This is a genomic window from Pseudomonas sp. NPDC087690 (assembly GCF_044743175.1).
GTDB lineage: Bacteria > Pseudomonadota > Gammaproteobacteria > Pseudomonadales > Pseudomonadaceae > Aquipseudomonas.
Window position 1 is genome coordinate 103,357 of the sequence record NZ_JBIUVX010000008.1, and the last position, 14,572, is coordinate 117,928.

11 protein-coding genes are annotated in these 14,572 nt (G+C 59.1%); 5 read left to right on the forward strand and 6 right to left on the reverse strand.

Annotated elements, in window-relative coordinates; all coding sequences use genetic code 11:
• Positions 1-517 precede the first annotated feature (517 nt).
• The 3 genes from ccoM to ACIPIZ_RS12225 form a co-directional block, all read right to left on the reverse strand.
• A complete protein-coding gene (ccoM, locus tag ACIPIZ_RS12215) occupies positions 518-631 on the reverse strand; it encodes a cytochrome c oxidase subunit CcoM (RefSeq protein ID WP_003222396.1) in 114 nt (37 codons plus the stop codon).
• A 144-nt stretch (positions 632-775) separates the two neighbouring features.
• On the reverse strand, positions 776-937 hold the full coding sequence (locus tag ACIPIZ_RS12220) for a hypothetical protein (protein ID WP_007918490.1): 162 nt from the start codon (positions 935-937) through the stop codon (positions 776-778).
• Between the two features lie 118 nt (positions 938-1,055).
• Entirely contained in the window at positions 1,056-1,397 is a 342-nt protein-coding gene (locus ACIPIZ_RS12225; RefSeq protein WP_003222394.1) for a hypothetical protein, read from the reverse strand.
• Between the two features lie 251 nt (positions 1,398-1,648).
• On the opposite strand from ACIPIZ_RS12225, the gene rapA reads away from it, so the two are divergent.
• Complete coding sequence (gene rapA, locus ACIPIZ_RS12230) at positions 1,649-4,495, forward strand: RNA polymerase-associated protein RapA (RefSeq protein ID WP_064393054.1); 2,847 nt, start codon at positions 1,649-1,651, stop codon at positions 4,493-4,495.
• Positions 4,496-4,657: 162 nt separating this feature from the next.
• Here the strand turns inward: rapA and ACIPIZ_RS12235 are convergent, their stop codons facing one another.
• Positions 4,658-6,007: a spinster family MFS transporter gene (locus ACIPIZ_RS12235; RefSeq protein WP_401165485.1), complete on the reverse strand. Its 1,350-nt coding sequence runs from the start codon at positions 6,005-6,007 to the stop codon at positions 4,658-4,660.
• A 301-nt stretch (positions 6,008-6,308) separates the two neighbouring features.
• Here ACIPIZ_RS12235 and ACIPIZ_RS12240 point away from each other — a divergent pair, with 301 nt between their 5' ends.
• Together ACIPIZ_RS12240 and ACIPIZ_RS12245 are read left to right on the forward strand one after the other, a co-directional pair.
• Complete coding sequence (locus ACIPIZ_RS12240) at positions 6,309-6,677, forward strand: YkgJ family cysteine cluster protein (RefSeq protein WP_105707487.1); 369 nt, start codon at positions 6,309-6,311, stop codon at positions 6,675-6,677.
• 149 nt (positions 6,678-6,826) lie between these two features.
• A complete protein-coding gene (locus tag ACIPIZ_RS12245) occupies positions 6,827-9,109 on the forward strand; it encodes a putative bifunctional diguanylate cyclase/phosphodiesterase (protein ID WP_401165487.1) in 2,283 nt (760 codons plus the stop codon).
• Here ACIPIZ_RS12245 and ACIPIZ_RS12250 read toward each other — a convergent pair.
• Positions 9,000-9,896, reverse strand: coding sequence for an NAD(P)-dependent oxidoreductase (locus ACIPIZ_RS12250; RefSeq protein ID WP_401165488.1), 897 nt, complete (start codon positions 9,894-9,896; stop codon positions 9,000-9,002). The two genes, ACIPIZ_RS12245 and ACIPIZ_RS12250, sit on opposite strands and share 110 nt — an antisense overlap.
• Positions 9,897-10,092: 196 nt before the next feature.
• Here ACIPIZ_RS12250 and ACIPIZ_RS12255 point away from each other — a divergent pair, with 196 nt between their 5' ends.
• Positions 10,093-12,291, forward strand: coding sequence for a hypothetical protein (locus ACIPIZ_RS12255; protein ID WP_064393059.1), 2,199 nt, complete (start codon positions 10,093-10,095; stop codon positions 12,289-12,291).
• A gap of 307 nt (positions 12,292-12,598) precedes the next feature.
• Here the strand turns inward: ACIPIZ_RS12255 and ACIPIZ_RS12260 are convergent, their stop codons facing one another.
• On the reverse strand, positions 12,599-12,919 hold the full coding sequence (locus ACIPIZ_RS12260) for a DUF2288 domain-containing protein (protein ID WP_064393060.1): 321 nt from the start codon (positions 12,917-12,919) through the stop codon (positions 12,599-12,601).
• 352 nt (positions 12,920-13,271) lie between these two features.
• Here ACIPIZ_RS12260 and ACIPIZ_RS12265 point away from each other — a divergent pair, with 352 nt between their 5' ends.
• Positions 13,272-14,399 carry a branched-chain amino acid ABC transporter substrate-binding protein gene (locus ACIPIZ_RS12265; RefSeq protein WP_007918518.1) on the forward strand — a complete coding sequence of 376 codons (1,128 nt, stop codon included), beginning with the start codon at positions 13,272-13,274 and terminating at the stop codon, positions 14,397-14,399.
• Positions 14,400-14,572 lie beyond the last annotated feature (173 nt).

Sequence of the window (14,572 nt, forward strand, 5' to 3'; positions counted from 1 at the left end):
CTCTCCCTCCGGGAGAGGGCTGGGGTGAGGGGCAGCAACAACGCAAATCAAAAGTCGAACACCCATGCTCTTCACCACTCAATAGGCCGAGTGTCAGCTCGCCTGCTCTTGATCTTGATCCACGGGCGACGTCGGAAGGCTGAGTGGAGGGATTGATCCGGGCGTGGGAGCGCAGCGACCGTTTGGCGCAGCCAAACACAGCGAGAGGAGGTGCAGCGAAGCAAACCGTAGGCGCTGCGCCCGGATCAATCCCGGAGCGAAGGAACCCCGAGCCCCAGCGAGCGGGCCGCACGTAGGAGCAAGCCTTTTTGGTTACTTTTTTCTGGGCCGGCATTCCGGGCGTCTGGAAAAAGTGACCCGCCGTAAGGGCGGAACCAAAATCAGCAACACCCGAAGCAACGGATATTCACACAAAACAACCCCAAACCTGGTCGGCCCAAAGGCCGCCAAGACACAAAAAAAAAGGGGCAACCGAAGTCGCCCCAAAATGCCTTGCGTGCTCATCAATCCAGAAGAATCACTTCTTGCGCTTATTCGCATCCTTCCAGATAAAAAATCCAAACCCTGCAAAAAACAGAACCATCAGCCCTACAGTCAGGACCCCGGCAAACACCACGTTATCGAAAAACATGATTGGCCTCCTGGCCCCTGCTCTGCTGCGATGGACCTAAGTTACCAAACACACAGACGCACAAATTGACCGGGATCAATACCAGCAAGGAAGGGAGATAAAGGAGGGAAAATAACTGACCTGCATCAACGGATGCAGGGGAGATCAACGCTTTTTCGGCTTGTTCTTCGACTTTTTCTTTGCTTTGCCCAACGGCATCGCCTGCTCGAAAGCCTGGCGCACCTCATTCAGGCGCTTCTCTTTAATGTCATGCACGCGCTTGGCGCGTTCAGTGCTGAGGTCAATCAGTTTGTCGTCTTGGCTCATGGCGTTCGGAACATCGCTTGAAAGAATCACAACTGCCAAAATCACCGGCAGGACTGCGCCAATAATGCAGCTTCAGGCCGGCGCTGACCAGCCGGCTAGCCACACGCGGTAAAACGCCTCAGATCTCGATATCGACCCACAAGCCCTGACGCGGCTGATCTTCCATCAGCGGCACCACCGGCACAGTGTTGTCGGCATTCAACTCGGTACCCGGCACGGCCAGATGTTCTTCCGGGTCTTCATCGGCTTCGCGACGGCGACGATCACGCTCTTGCTGACGGCGCTGTTCCTCACGCGCCAGCAGTCGATCCTCTTCCGGATCGCGCTTTTGCAGATCGATCGTACTTTCGTTGGAGCTTTCCTGCACCGGCACCACCGGAGGAATGTCCGGCCGCTGGCGGATCGGATCCTGCTGGGAAGTGATCGGCACAGCGCTCAGGGGGAGCATCGGTGGCAACATATAAAGGGTCTCCTGTCTGCAGGCTATCGGCTGCGGCAAAGGCGCCTTGAGCCATCCGTCGTAAATCTGTGACGCACTTGGCACCTGTAGGAGCTGCCGCAGGCTGCGATCTTTATCAGACAGCTCAAACCTCAAGGGTTCTCAAAGATCAAAAGATCGCAGCCTTCGGCAGCTCCTACCCAGTAATCTTTGGCCCTGAAGCCCTGATTCCGTTAAGATAGCCCGCTTTTTCAAGGTGGGAGTCAGGCAGCATGGCGCAGCAGTATCAACCGGGGCAACGCTGGATCAGTGACAGCGAAGCAGAGCTTGGTTTAGGCACCGTTCTGGCACAGGACGGCCGCTTGTTGACCGTGCTTTACCCGGCCACTGGCGAAACCCGCCAGTACGCGCTACGGAATGCGCCCCTTACCCGCGTGCGATTCTCGCCGGGTGACAGCATCACCCACTTCGAAGGCTGGAAGATGACCGTGCAGCAAGTCGACGATGTCGACGGGCTGATGGTCTATCACGGTCTCAACGGGCAGAACGAAGCCGTCACCCTGCCGGAAACCCAGCTGTCGAACTTCATTCAGTTCCGTCTGGCCAGCGACCGTCTGTTCGCCGGTCAGATCGATCCGTTGGCGTGGTTTTCGCTGCGTTACAACACGCTCGAACACACCAGCCGCCAGTTGCAATCTTCGCTCTGGGGCCTGGGTGGCGTGCGTGCGCAACCGATCGCGCACCAATTGCACATCGCCCGTGAAGTCGCCGACCGTATCGCGCCACGCGTATTGCTGGCGGACGAAGTAGGTCTGGGGAAAACCATCGAGGCCGGTCTGGTGATCCATCGCCAACTGCTCTCGGGCCGCGCCAACCGCGTGCTGATCCTCGTTCCGGAAAACCTCCAGCACCAGTGGCTGGTGGAGATGCGTCGTCGCTTCAACCTGCAGGTCGCGCTGTTCGACGAAGAACGCTTCATCGAGAGCGATGCCAGCAACCCGTTCGAAGACACCCAGCTTGCATTGGTGGCCTTGGAATGGCTGGTCGACGACGAGAAGGCGCAAGACGCGCTGTTCGCTGCCGGCTGGGATCTGCTGGTGGTCGACGAAGCGCACCACCTGGTCTGGCACGAAGAAAAAGCCAGCCCGGAATACACCTTGGTCGAGCAACTGGCTGAAACCATCCCGGGCGTGCTGCTGCTCACCGCCACCCCGGAACAACTCGGTCAGGACAGCCACTTCGCCCGTCTGCGCCTGCTCGATCCAAACCGTTTCCACGACCTGGCCGCCTTCCGCGCCGAGAGCGACAACTATCGCCCGGTGGCCGAAGCCGTTCAGGAACTGCTCGACAAGGGCCGTCTCTCGGCCAAGGCACACAAAACCATTCAGGGTTTCCTCGGCAACGAAGGCGAAGCGCTGCTGACTGCGGTCAACGATGGCGACACAGAAGCCAGCGCCCGCCTCGTGCGCGAATTGCTTGACCGTCACGGCACCGGCCGTGTGCTGTTCCGTAACACCCGCGCCGCCGTGCAGGGGTTCCCGGAGCGCAAACTGCACCCGTACCCGCTGCCATGCCCGGACGAATACCTCGAACTGCCGCTGGGTGAACATGCCGAGCTGTACCCGGAAGTCAGCTTCCAGGCCCAGCCGGACGCCAGCGAAGAAGAGCGCTGGTGGAAATTCGACCCGCGCGTCGAATGGCTGATCGATCAGTTGAAAATGCTCAAACGCACCAAAGTGCTGGTGATCTGCGCCCACGCCGAAACCGCGATGGACCTGGAAGACGCCCTGCGCGTGCGTTCCGGCATCCCGGCCACGGTGTTCCACGAAGGCATGAACATCCTTGAGCGTGACCGCGCCGCCGCGTACTTCGCCGATGAAGAGTTCGGCGCGCAAGTGCTGATCTGCTCGGAAATCGGCAGTGAAGGTCGCAACTTCCAGTTCGCTCACCACTTGGTGCTGTTCGATCTGCCGTCGCACCCGGATTTGCTCGAGCAGCGTATCGGTCGTCTCGACCGGATCGGCCAGAAGCACATCATCGAACTGCACGTGCCGTACCTGGAAACCAGCCCGCAAGAGCGCCTGTTCCAGTGGTACCACGAAGCGCTGAACGCGTTCCTCAATACCTGCCCGACCGGCAACGCCTTGCAGCACCAGTTCGGCCCACGCCTGCTGCCGCTGCTCGAAGAAGCCGATGACAGTGAGTGGCAAGCGCTGATCGACGAAGCGCGCAGCGAGCGCGAGCGTCTGGAAGCCGAGTTGCACACTGGTCGCGACCGTCTGCTGGAGCTCAACTCCGGCGGCGCCGGCGAAGGTGAAGCGCTGGTCGAGGACATCCTTGAGCAAGACGATCAGTTCGCCCTGCCGATCTACATGGAAACTCTGTTCGACGCGTTCGGCATCGACAGCGAAGACCATTCGGAAAACGCCCTGATCCTCAAGCCGAGCGAGAAGATGCTCGACGCCAGTTTCCCGCTGGGCGACGACGAAGGCGTGACCATTACCTACGACCGCAACCAGGCGCTGTCGCGCGAAGACATGCAGTTCATCACCTGGGAACACCCGATGGTGCAGGGCGGCATGGACCTGGTGCTGTCCGGTTCGATGGGCAATACCGCCGTCGCGCTGATCAAGAACAAGGCGTTGAAACCGGGCACCGTGCTGCTCGAATTGCTCTACGTCAGCGAAGTGGTTGCCCCGCGCTCGCTGCAACTGGGCCGTTACCTGCCGCCGGCCGCCCTGCGCTGCCTGCTTGATGCCAATGGTAACGATCTGTCGCCACGCGTCTCGTTTGAAACACTGAACGATCAACTGGAAAGCGTGCCGCGTGCCAGCGCCAACAAGTTCATCCAGGCGCAGCGCGATCAGCTGACGCCACGGATCAACGCCGGCGAGGACAAGATTGCCCCGCGTCACGCCGAACGCGTGGCCGAGGCCCGTCGCCGTCTGGCGGCCGACACCGACGAAGAACTGGCGCGCCTGACCGCGTTGCAAGCGGTCAACCCGACCGTGCGTGACAGCGAACTGGTGGCGTTGCGTGAACAGCGCGAGCAGGGTCTGGCGATGCTGGACAAGGCGGCGTTGCGTCTGGAAGCGATTCGGGTGTTGGTGGCGGGCTAAACCGCCCCGCTCCAGCGCTGAAAACAACAAGGCCCGCAGTGATGCGGGCCTTGTTGTTTGCCTGTTATTTACTTGCCGATGCTAAGGGCCCTATCGCGAGCAGGCTCACTCCTACAGTTGGAATGCGTTCCCCTGTAGGAGTGAGCCTGCTCGCGATAGCGGTTATGCAGTCGCCGCAGCCACTTCTGGCTCAACCACAGCAACCAGCCCCTCCTTCATCCGCTGCGCATCCCGGACAAAACACCGCGCCGCCAGAAACAGAAACACCATGGTCAAAAACAGCGCCACTGGAATCAAATACATCGCGTCATGCAGCCCGACGGCTTTGAACGCCTCGGTCATCTGCTCAGCCCCCGCCGCCAGCATCGCCGTGTGCGCGAAATGATCCGACAAGCCACCGACCACCACCGGCCCCAAACCACCACCCAGCAAATACAACCCGGCAAAGAACAACGCCATCGCCGTCGCCCGCAAACGCGGTTCGACCACATCCTGAATCGCCGTATAAACACAGGTATAAAAGTTGTAGGCAAACAGCCAACCAACACTGAACACCGCGACAAACACACCAATCTCAATGCGCCCGGAATGCAGGGCCCACGCCGTGCACAGGGTCGAAATGATCAGACTGAACGCGGCAAACAACAGCCGCCCGTTGGCCACGCGCTGGTGAATCTTGTCGGCGATCAAGCCGCCCAGGGTCAAACCGACCAGCCCGGTCACGCCAACAATCACGCCCGTGGCCACTGCCGCCTCCTGCAACGGCATGAGGAAATAGCGCTGCAGCATCGGCACCAGAAACGAGTTGCAGGCATAGGTGGCGAAGTTGAAGCACAACCCGGCCATCACCAGCCACAGAAAGGTCGGCACGGCCAGAATCCGCCGGATCGGCTTGTCGACTTTTTCCTGCGAGACCTGCACGGTTTCCGCCGCGCCGCGCTTCGGTTCTTTAATGAAGAACATGAAGATCGCCAGAATCAGCCCCGGCACCGCCGCAATGAAGAACGGCGCGCGCCAGCTGTCGAACGCCTTCACCATCCAGCCAATGGTGAAGAACGCCAGCAACAGGCCCAGCGGCAAACCGAGCATGAAAATACCCATGGCCCGCGCCCGACGATGCGCCGGAAACAAATCACCGATCAATGAGTTCGCCGCCGGTGCATAACTGGCTTCGCCGATGCCGATGCCCATGCGCACGATCAGGAAACTCCAGAAACTGCCGACCAGGCCGTTGACCGCCGTCAGTGCACTCCACGTCGCCAGACCCCAGCCCATCAGTTTGCTGCGCGAACCGGTGTCGGCCATGCGCCCCAGCGGCAGGCCGGCGATGGCATAAACGATGGTGAACGCGGTGCCGACGATCCCCAACTGGAAATCGCTGAGGTGCCATTCCATGCGGATCGGCTCGATGATGATCGCCGGAATGGTGCGGTCGAAGAAATTGAACAGGTTGGCGAGGAACAGCAGGAACAGAATGCGCCAGGCATTCGCCGCTTGGGTCGAGTTCTGCATGGGTCCGTCTCTTTATTGTTATAGGGCTTCACTGCCAACGCATCCGAGCCCGGAACCTGCAATCTAGTCAGCCCGTCGGGAGCTGTCTGTGATCATTCGTCTGCCTGATATCGGGCCATGGCACTGTAACGAAACGTAAGCCTTTGATAAGTCAGCGATCCCCCGAAAACCGGGGCTTTTGCGGCAAAACCTTGCCACAAAAAAATAGTTTCGCGCCCCCCTTCCCAAGTCTGCGGCAAAGCCTAGAATGGCCGCCGGATCCGTCCGGATCTTTCGATCAATCCCTTTGATACCCTCGCCCATGTCCGAAGTCAGTCCGTGTCTGAATTGCGGTGCCTGCTGTTCCCATTTTCGCGTGTCTTTTTTCTGGGGTGAATGCGCTTCCTCCGGTGGTACGGTGCCTGATGAACTGGTCACGCAGATCAGCCCGAGCCGGGTGGCGATGAACGGTACCGACTGCAAATCGCCGCGTTGCACGGCATTGGTCGGTGAAGTCGGCAGCGAGGTGAAGTGCTCGATTTACGAACAACGCTCCAGCCCGTGTCGTGAATTCGAATCGTCTTGGGAAAACGGCGAACAGAATGTCGATTGCGACAAGGCTCGTGCACGCTTCGGCTTGCCGCCGCTGCAACCGGACTGGGCGCAAATCCCTTTCGAACAGAGCGCTTGAGCCTTTAGCGCCAATCGCTATGAGGCTAATGACGAAATCATTAGCGCCAATGTGCCACTACCGCTTGCTCTCTGAAAACCGCCTCTATACTCCAGACATTCGCCTGCGTTCATCACGCAGTCAGGACGACTTCAAAGACGGGGCATGCTATGGAGTGGCTTGGTTTGCAGTTTGTTACCGAGCTGCCGGAGAGCGGGCAGGTCATTCTCAATTGCACTCATAATCCCTTGCTGGTGCTGGTGGCCTATCTGGTCGCTTGCGCGGCAAGCTTTGCCACCCTCGACATGGCCGAACGGGTGGGCCACGCGGAAGATCCCGGCTCGCAGCGCGTCTGGCGCTGGATCGGCGCAACCTGCCTGGCCGGCGGCATCTGGGCGATGCATTTCATCGGCATGCTGGCATTCCAGGCGCCGATCGAAATCCAGTACGACCTCGCCATTACCCTGTTCTCCCTGCTGATCGCCCTGCTCGCCTCCTGGCTGGCAATGCACACGTTGAGCGAGCCGCAACCGAGCCTGACTCAATACCTGAAAACCGCCATTGTCATCGGCCTCGGCATTGCCGGCATGCACTATGTCGGCATGGCAGCAATGCAATCGGCCGCAACCGCTTATTACCAACCGCTGCTGTTCTGCCTGTCGGTGGTGATTGCCATCGGCGCCAGTTTCGCCGCATTGTCGGTGGCCGGTTACTTGCGCGAAGGCAGCGGTTTGTCTCATCAGATGCTCAAGTACACCGCCGCGCTGATTCTCGGTGCCGGGATCATCAGCATGCATTTCACCGGGATGGCGGCGCTGAACCTGGTCTTGCCGGCAAACAGTCTGCCGTCGATTGCCACCGGAACCAGCCACCTGCAATTAGGCCTCACGGTCGCGCTGATTACCTTGCTGATCCTTGGCAGTGCGATCAGCGCGGCGCTGGCCGACAAGAAACTGCAGAACAAAGAAGAGGATCTGCGCCGGGTCAACGCCCTGCTTAGCCAGCTCGATCAGGCGCGCATGTCACTGCAACAAGCGGCCAACTACGACGCCCTGACCAACCTGATCAACCGTCGAGGGTTTAATCAGATCTTTGCTGAAAAGCTCTGCCAGAAGTCCACTGAAGGCGGCATGCTCGCGGTGATGTTTCTCGACATCGACCACTTCAAGCGGATCAACGACAGCCTCGGCCATGACGCCGGTGACGAACTGCTCAAAGTCATCGCCCAGCACATCAAAGGCTCGGTGCGCAGCCATGAAGACGTGGTCGCGCGTTTCGGCGGCGACGAGTTCTGCATCCTCATCAACCTGCATGACCGCGAAGAAGCCCGCAATATGGCCCAACGCATCATGCTCAAAATGAAGGAGCCGATCGAGTTGGCCGGACGCCGCATGGTGATGACCACCAGTATCGGCATCAGTCTGTTTCCGGAAGATGGCAGCACCTGCGAAGAACTGCTAAAGCACGCCGATCTGGCGTTGTATCAATCCAAAGGCGCGGGACGTAATGGCCTGCACTTTTTCAGTTCCAACCTCAAGACCCGCGCCAGCTTCGAGCTGCAACTGGAAGAGGAACTGCGCCATGCCCTACGCGAAGAAAACGGTCTGACGCTCTATTACCAACCGATCTTCGAACTGAAAACCGGCCGTGTCACCAAACTGGAAGCGCTGATCCGCTGGCAACATCCGCTGCACGGCTTGCTGACCCCGGATCGTTTTATCACCATCGCCGAAAACAACGGCCTGATCGCCGAACTGGACAACTGGGTGCTGCGCCGGGCCTGCAAGGATCTGGGTGAATTGTCGCGCCATGGCTGCGAAGAACTGAAAATCGCCTGGAACTGCTCGCCGCTGAATCTTGGCCGCGAAGAGCTGGCCATCGAGATCGAAAATGCTTTGCGCACTGCCGGAGTGGCACCGGAACGGCTGGAACTGGAAGTCACCGAGAATGCGCTGATGGGCAATATCGCCAACACCCTGGTGTTGCTGCGGCAGATCCGCGCGCTCGGCGTATCGCTATCGATCGACGACTTCGGCACCGGCTATTCGTCGCTGGCTTACCTCAAGCGCCTGCCGCTCAACACCTTGAAGATCGACCGCTCGTTCATCCTCGACATTCCCACGGCGACCGCCGACATGGAGATCGTCCAGGCGATCATCGTCATGGCGCACACCCTGCATTTGCAAGTGGTCACCGAAGGCGTGGAAAGCCTGGAACAGTACGAATTCCTTGAACGCTCGGGCTGCGACTTCATTCAGGGTTACCTGCTCAGCCGCCCGGTGCCGCTGGACGAACTGCGCCCGGTACTGGAAGAAATCAATCAGCGCAAACACTCACACGCGGTCAATCCGTTGATTCTGGCGCGCGGTACATTTGCACCAGTGTCGCTGGATCCCGCGCCAAAAAGCCCTGCGCCCCATGCAGGCGCATCAATTGTGCGGCCAATCCGCTGATCGGCGTCGCCGAGCCTTGTTCGCGGGAAAATTTCACGGCGGTATCGAGATCCTTGAGCAGCGTGCGCACGTGCCATTTGATCGGTTCGAAACGGCTTTCGGCCATTTGCGGCGCGAGAATCTGCAACGGTTTCGAATCGGCGAAACCGCCAGCCAAGGCTTCGGCGATCAGGCTGGCATCGACACCGGCCTGCTCGGCCAGCGCCACCACTTCGGCGATCACTAGCGCATTGCAGGCGACGATCATCTGGTTGCAGGCCTTGGTCACTTGCCCGGCGCCGATGCCGCCCATGTGCGTGACGCGCTGACCGAGGTTGAGCAACACCGGGCGCACGCGCTCAAGGTCTGCCACCTCGCCACCGACCATGATTGCCAGGCTGCCCGCCTCGGCACCGACTACACCGCCGGACACCGGGGAGTCCAGCCAGCTCATCCCCGTTTTCTGCGCCAGCGCGGTCGCCATCTCCCGAGTAGCAGTCGGCTCAAGGCTGGAAAAATCCACCAGCAACTGGCCGCGCTTTGCCCCGGCAGCAATGCCATCGGCGCCAAACACCACTTCGCGCACGACCGTCGTATCGGCCAGACACAACATCACCACGTCAGCGTGTGCGCACAGTTCAGCGGCCGTCGCCACCTGCCGGGCACCGGCATCGACCAGTGGCGCGCACTTGGCCGGGTTGCGATTCCACACGGTCAGCGGGTAACCCGCGGCCAACAGACGCCGACACATGGGCAGCCCCATCAGACCGATTCCGGCGAACCCCAACGAAGGTAGCGTTGACATCATTTTGCCTCTTTTCGATTAAAGATCGCCGAATAATGGCCGATTCATCAACGATCAGGAAAGGATTCCCCCCAGCGACAGTCAGGCCAAAACCCTGATGCTCGGGCTCAATTCGCGCAAAAAAGACGCGAGATCTTATTCCGTGAGGTTCGCAGGCACTTGGCCTGCGAGCCGACCCAGTCCAGGTATATGGCGCACAATGACTTCTAAAAACAATCCCGCCCCAGCGGTATCCGATCTGACGTTGAGCCCCGCCGCGAACAGCCCGTCATCGTCGAAGCCATCGGTCCCGTCGCGCCCGCTGTCGACCCAGCAATACCTGTACTTCACCGAAACCAACACCGACCGCATCCTCGACAACCTCGACGGCCTGCGTGATCTGGTGTTCCCGCGCCCACCGCACCTGGAAGGCGACAACGAACAGCACAACGACCAGGAATTCCCCTCGGTGTGCCTGATCGGCCTCGGTCGTTGCGGCTCCAACATCGCCCTCGATGTCGCGGAACTGGTGTACAACGCACGCAAGTTCTACCTCAACGAATTCAACAACGAAGATCGCCCGGCGGATCGCCGACTGGCCGACAAGGGCTACAGCCCGGCCCAATGGATCAAGAACAACCTGCGCATCGGCCCGAACAAATCGACCAAACCGGTGTTTCTGGTCGAACCGCTGGTGATGCTCGGCGACCTCGACAAGGACATCGCCGGGCGCATTCGCTTCTCGCGCAAGGGCGAAAAAAGCGGCTTCCTGCGCGACTACAGCAAAATGAAGATCATGGACTTGTCCGAAGTCCACGCCGGTGGCGCCGGTAACGCGCCGATCCTCGGCCAGTATCTGGCGAAGATCATCCTCAACAAGGACACCCAGCGCTTCTCCAGCCCAGACTGGAAAATGATCCACTCGTACCTGATCGACAGCTGTGGCATCAAGGCCAACCAGTCGCGCCTGTACTTCTCGATCTTCAGTGCCGGCGGCGGTACCGGTTCCGGCATGGCCTCGGAATTCGGTCTGGCCCAGCAGCACTCGTACATGAACAAGACGTTCGACACCAAGCCGATGGACGAACATGACGGCAAGAGCGGCCACTCGTTCGTGTTCGAGCCGATCTTCACCAGCGGTATCTGCGTGCTGCCGAACATTTCCGATCATCGCAGCGAAATGTCCGAGGCGCTGCACATCAACGCCGGTCGCCTGTTGTGCAAGTATCTGTCGGAAGAATGGGATTTCTCCTACAACTTCGCCAACGAAGACAGCAGCGAAGCCAGCGTCATGGGGCGTATCCGCCCATGGAACGCGATGATGCTGATCTCCAACGACATCATGCGTTACGCCGAAGAGAGCGATGACGGCAACATCCAGAACATTGATGTCAATGCGATGGAAAAGCACGCCAACCAGTACATCTCGCAGCAGATCTTCAACATTCTGACGGCGCAGGCAGTCACCACTGACTACGACCAGAACTACTTCCGCCGCGCCGGCATCGACATCGGCGAAACCATTCGCCTCGACGCCAACGACCTGTTCATGAGTCTGGCCGGCCCGGTGGCGATTGCTTACGCCGAATCGGTGGTGCCGGAAACGCCACCGCCGAGCAGCGACAAGTTCAAGGTGTTCGATAAAGAGCCGCAGCGTCTGAACATCGATGATCTGTTCTTCCGCTCGATCGACCTGCCGCACTTCAACAAGGTCACGCAGGCGATCGAAGGCATCAGCCTGTTGCCGATCGAGTCCAAGCGTTATCGCGCCTCGCTTGAGCAGTACAAGAATTCCGGCTACGACGCCGCCGCCCTGCACGACCTGCACTTCTTCAAGAACTGCTCGTCGGTGGTCTCGATCGTCTCGCTGCCGAAAGACTACAAACTGTCGTACATGGACCTGAACCGGTTGAAGACCCACCTCAACAGCCTGTTCCCCAACACCACGCTCAAGCGCTATGCGCTGGTGATCGGCGCCTCGGCCAACCTGTCGTTGACCACGCTGATTGCGAAGAGCCCGTGCCTGTCGGACGACTTCCTGACCCTGATCGTGGCGTTCATCAAGCGTTGCTTCGCGAAGAATCCTTACCGTTTTGACGAGACCCTGGACAACTCGATCCTCGATTTCATCATCAACGAGGAGTTCGACGAAGACCGTATCGACGACCTGCTCAACGAGTTCGAGAACCCGGCGAAGATCCTCGATACCAACTGGTATGCGATCAAGCCGATGTACGAGAAGAAGTACCGTGAGCTGATCAACGACAAAGAGAAGTTTGTCTCGATCAATGACATTCGCCTGTCGCGCGATTGTGTGAAGAAATCGATCAAGTATTTGCGCGAGATTTACCGTCACCGGATTGGCAAGACCAAGGTTATTTCCCTCAATAACCATACCGGCAAGTCGTTCTCGGTCTGATCCAGGATCGAGTCGCGGCAATCGCGAGCAGGCTCACTCCCACGATCGTTCCCACGCTCTGCGTGGGAATGCAGCCCGGGACGCTCTGCGTCCCAATGCGGACGCAGAGCGTCCATTGATGCATTCCCACGCGGAGCGTGGGAACGATCATATCCAGAAACAATTAAGCAGCCGTTAGGCTGCTTACTAAACTGTTCCCGTTACGTTTACGTCACCGTGAGGCCACCCGCGCTTGTGGTGTTTCTCTACGGCAACGTGCCATCACGCTACTCCGCTACACACTTTTCGCTGACGACCGGCCGCACCATCAAGGTGCAGCGTCAGAAGCGACCGCCCTTTCCTGGATCAGAATCCACGGTGAAACCACCACCGCCCACAACGCCGGATCACGCTCGAAAAGATCCAGCGCCCGCGTTTCAGACAGCTTGGCGACTTTGTCTTGGGCCAGCCAGGCAGCCACTTTCTCGCCATCATCCGATGCCACGGCCTCGGCGGCAGCGATCAGATCCAGCGCAGGGTCGACCCACAATAGGGCACCCTTGGCGAAGAACGGCTCCAACTCCTTCCAGGTAATAGATGCGGTTTCACCAAGCAGCTTGGCATAGAGGGTGCTAGGTTCTTGATTCATGGGCGCTGTCCGGAAAAGAAATCGACGCGAATGATAACGTTGGTGGTCCGCCAGCAAAACCCGGTTGCAAATGGCTGTACCGAACGAAAAGAGCAGGAACGCCAAGGAATGCTGCTGATTGGGATATATGCCCACGAACGCCCCGCCGCAATTCTGTCTTTTTCATTCAAAAACGCGACACCCCCAAGTTTTGCCCCTCGGCGCCCGCTTCCCAGGCTGACAACCGGCGCTCTACACTGTACCGGTACAGTTGCCGGGGGCATTTCCGGAGGGTATCGCAAAGATATCTGACCCGGTTCTGCTGCTACGGCGCCAGAACTCAAAAAAATTACAACAGTAAGAGTGGAGCACTATGACTAAGGCTACTAAGCAGATTTCCAAACTGTTTGCCGCTATGGTTCTGGCCGGGGTTGCCAGCCATTCGTTCGCAGCTGACACCATCAAAATCGGTATCGCCGGCCCTAAAACCGGTCCAGTAGCCCAGTACGGCGACATGCAGTTCAGTGGCGCAAAAATGGCCATTGAGCAAATCAACGCCAAGGGCGGCGTCGACGGCAAGAAACTCGAAGCCGTTGAATACGACGATGCCTGCGATCCGAAACAAGCGGTAGCCGTTGCGAACAAGGTCGTCAACGACGGCGTCAAGTTCGTGGTCGGTCACCTGTGCTCCAGCTCCACTCAGCCAGCTTCGGACATCTACGAAGACGAAGGCGTGATCATGATCACCCCGGCTGCCACCAGCCCGGACATCACCGCCCGTGGTTACAAAATGGTCTTCCGCACCATCGGTCTGGACAGCGCCCAGGGCCCTGCCGCCGGTAACTACATTGCCGACCACGTGAAACCGAAAATTGTCGGCGTGCTGCACGACAAGCAGCAATACGGTGAAGGCATCGCCACCGCGGTGAAATCGACCCTCGAGAAGAAAGGCACCAAGGTTGCCGTGTTCGAAGGCGTCAACGCCGGCGACAAAGACTTCTCCGCCATCATCGCCAAGCTCAAGCAAGCCAACGTCGACTTCGTTTACTACGGCGGCTACCACCCGGAGCTGGGTCTGATCCTGCGTCAAGCCCAGGAAAAAGGCCTGAAAGCCAAGTTCATGGGTCCGGAAGGCGTGGGTAACGACTCGATCACCCAGATCGCCAAGGATGCGTCCGAAGGCCTGCTGGTGACCCTGCCGAAATCCTTCGACCAGGATCCAGCCAACATCGCCCTGGCCGATGCTTTCAAAGCGAAGAAAGAAGACCCGAGCGGTCCGTTCGTGTTCCCGTCCTACTCGGCGGTTGAAGTGATTGCCGAAGGCATCAAGGCAGCCAAGTCCGAAGACGCGACCAAAGTGGCTGAAGCCATTCACGCCGGTACCTTCAAGACCCCGACTGGCGACCTGAGCTTCGACGCCAAGGGCGACCTCAAAGACTTCAAATTCGTGGTCTACGAGTGGCACAACGGCAAGCCTAAAACTGAAGTATCGCCTCAGTAAGGCGCTGCCTGACTGACTGCCAATAAAGCCCACGGCGTGCCGTGGGCTTTGTTTTACGAATGTAATGGGCCGCGCTGGCGTGATCCGCCAGTCTCCCCACCTGAAAATCTCAAAACCGACATCAGCGGTTCGCTGGCAAAACCCGGATTCGAAGTGGATCAAGAGCCACGGGG

Bases quoted from the DNA above. Each gene is read 5' to 3' on its own strand.
- ACIPIZ_RS12245 (WP_401165487.1), top strand. From the start codon at position 6,827: ATGGAGTGGCTTGGTTTGCAGTTTGTTACCGAGCTGCCGGAGAGCGGG.
- ACIPIZ_RS12255 (WP_064393059.1), top strand. From the start codon at position 10,093: ATGACTTCTAAAAACAATCCCGCCCCAGCGGTATCCGATCTGACGTTG.
- ACIPIZ_RS12235 (WP_401165485.1), bottom strand. From the start codon at position 6,007: ATGCAGAACTCGACCCAAGCGGCGAATGCCTGGCGCATTCTGTTCCTG.
- ACIPIZ_RS12220 (WP_007918490.1), bottom strand. From the start codon at position 937: ATGAGCCAAGACGACAAACTGATTGACCTCAGCACTGAACGCGCCAAG.
- rapA (WP_064393054.1), top strand. From the start codon at position 1,649: ATGGCGCAGCAGTATCAACCGGGGCAACGCTGGATCAGTGACAGCGAA.
- ACIPIZ_RS12260 (WP_064393060.1), bottom strand. From the start codon at position 12,919: ATGAATCAAGAACCTAGCACCCTCTATGCCAAGCTGCTTGGTGAAACC.
- ACIPIZ_RS12240 (WP_105707487.1), top strand. From the start codon at position 6,309: ATGTCCGAAGTCAGTCCGTGTCTGAATTGCGGTGCCTGCTGTTCCCAT.
- ACIPIZ_RS12225 (WP_003222394.1), bottom strand. From the start codon at position 1,397: ATGTTGCCACCGATGCTCCCCCTGAGCGCTGTGCCGATCACTTCCCAG.
- ccoM (WP_003222396.1), bottom strand. From the start codon at position 631: ATGTTTTTCGATAACGTGGTGTTTGCCGGGGTCCTGACTGTAGGGCTG.
- ACIPIZ_RS12265 (WP_007918518.1), top strand. From the start codon at position 13,272: ATGACTAAGGCTACTAAGCAGATTTCCAAACTGTTTGCCGCTATGGTT.
- ACIPIZ_RS12250 (WP_401165488.1), bottom strand. From the start codon at position 9,896: ATGATGTCAACGCTACCTTCGTTGGGGTTCGCCGGAATCGGTCTGATG.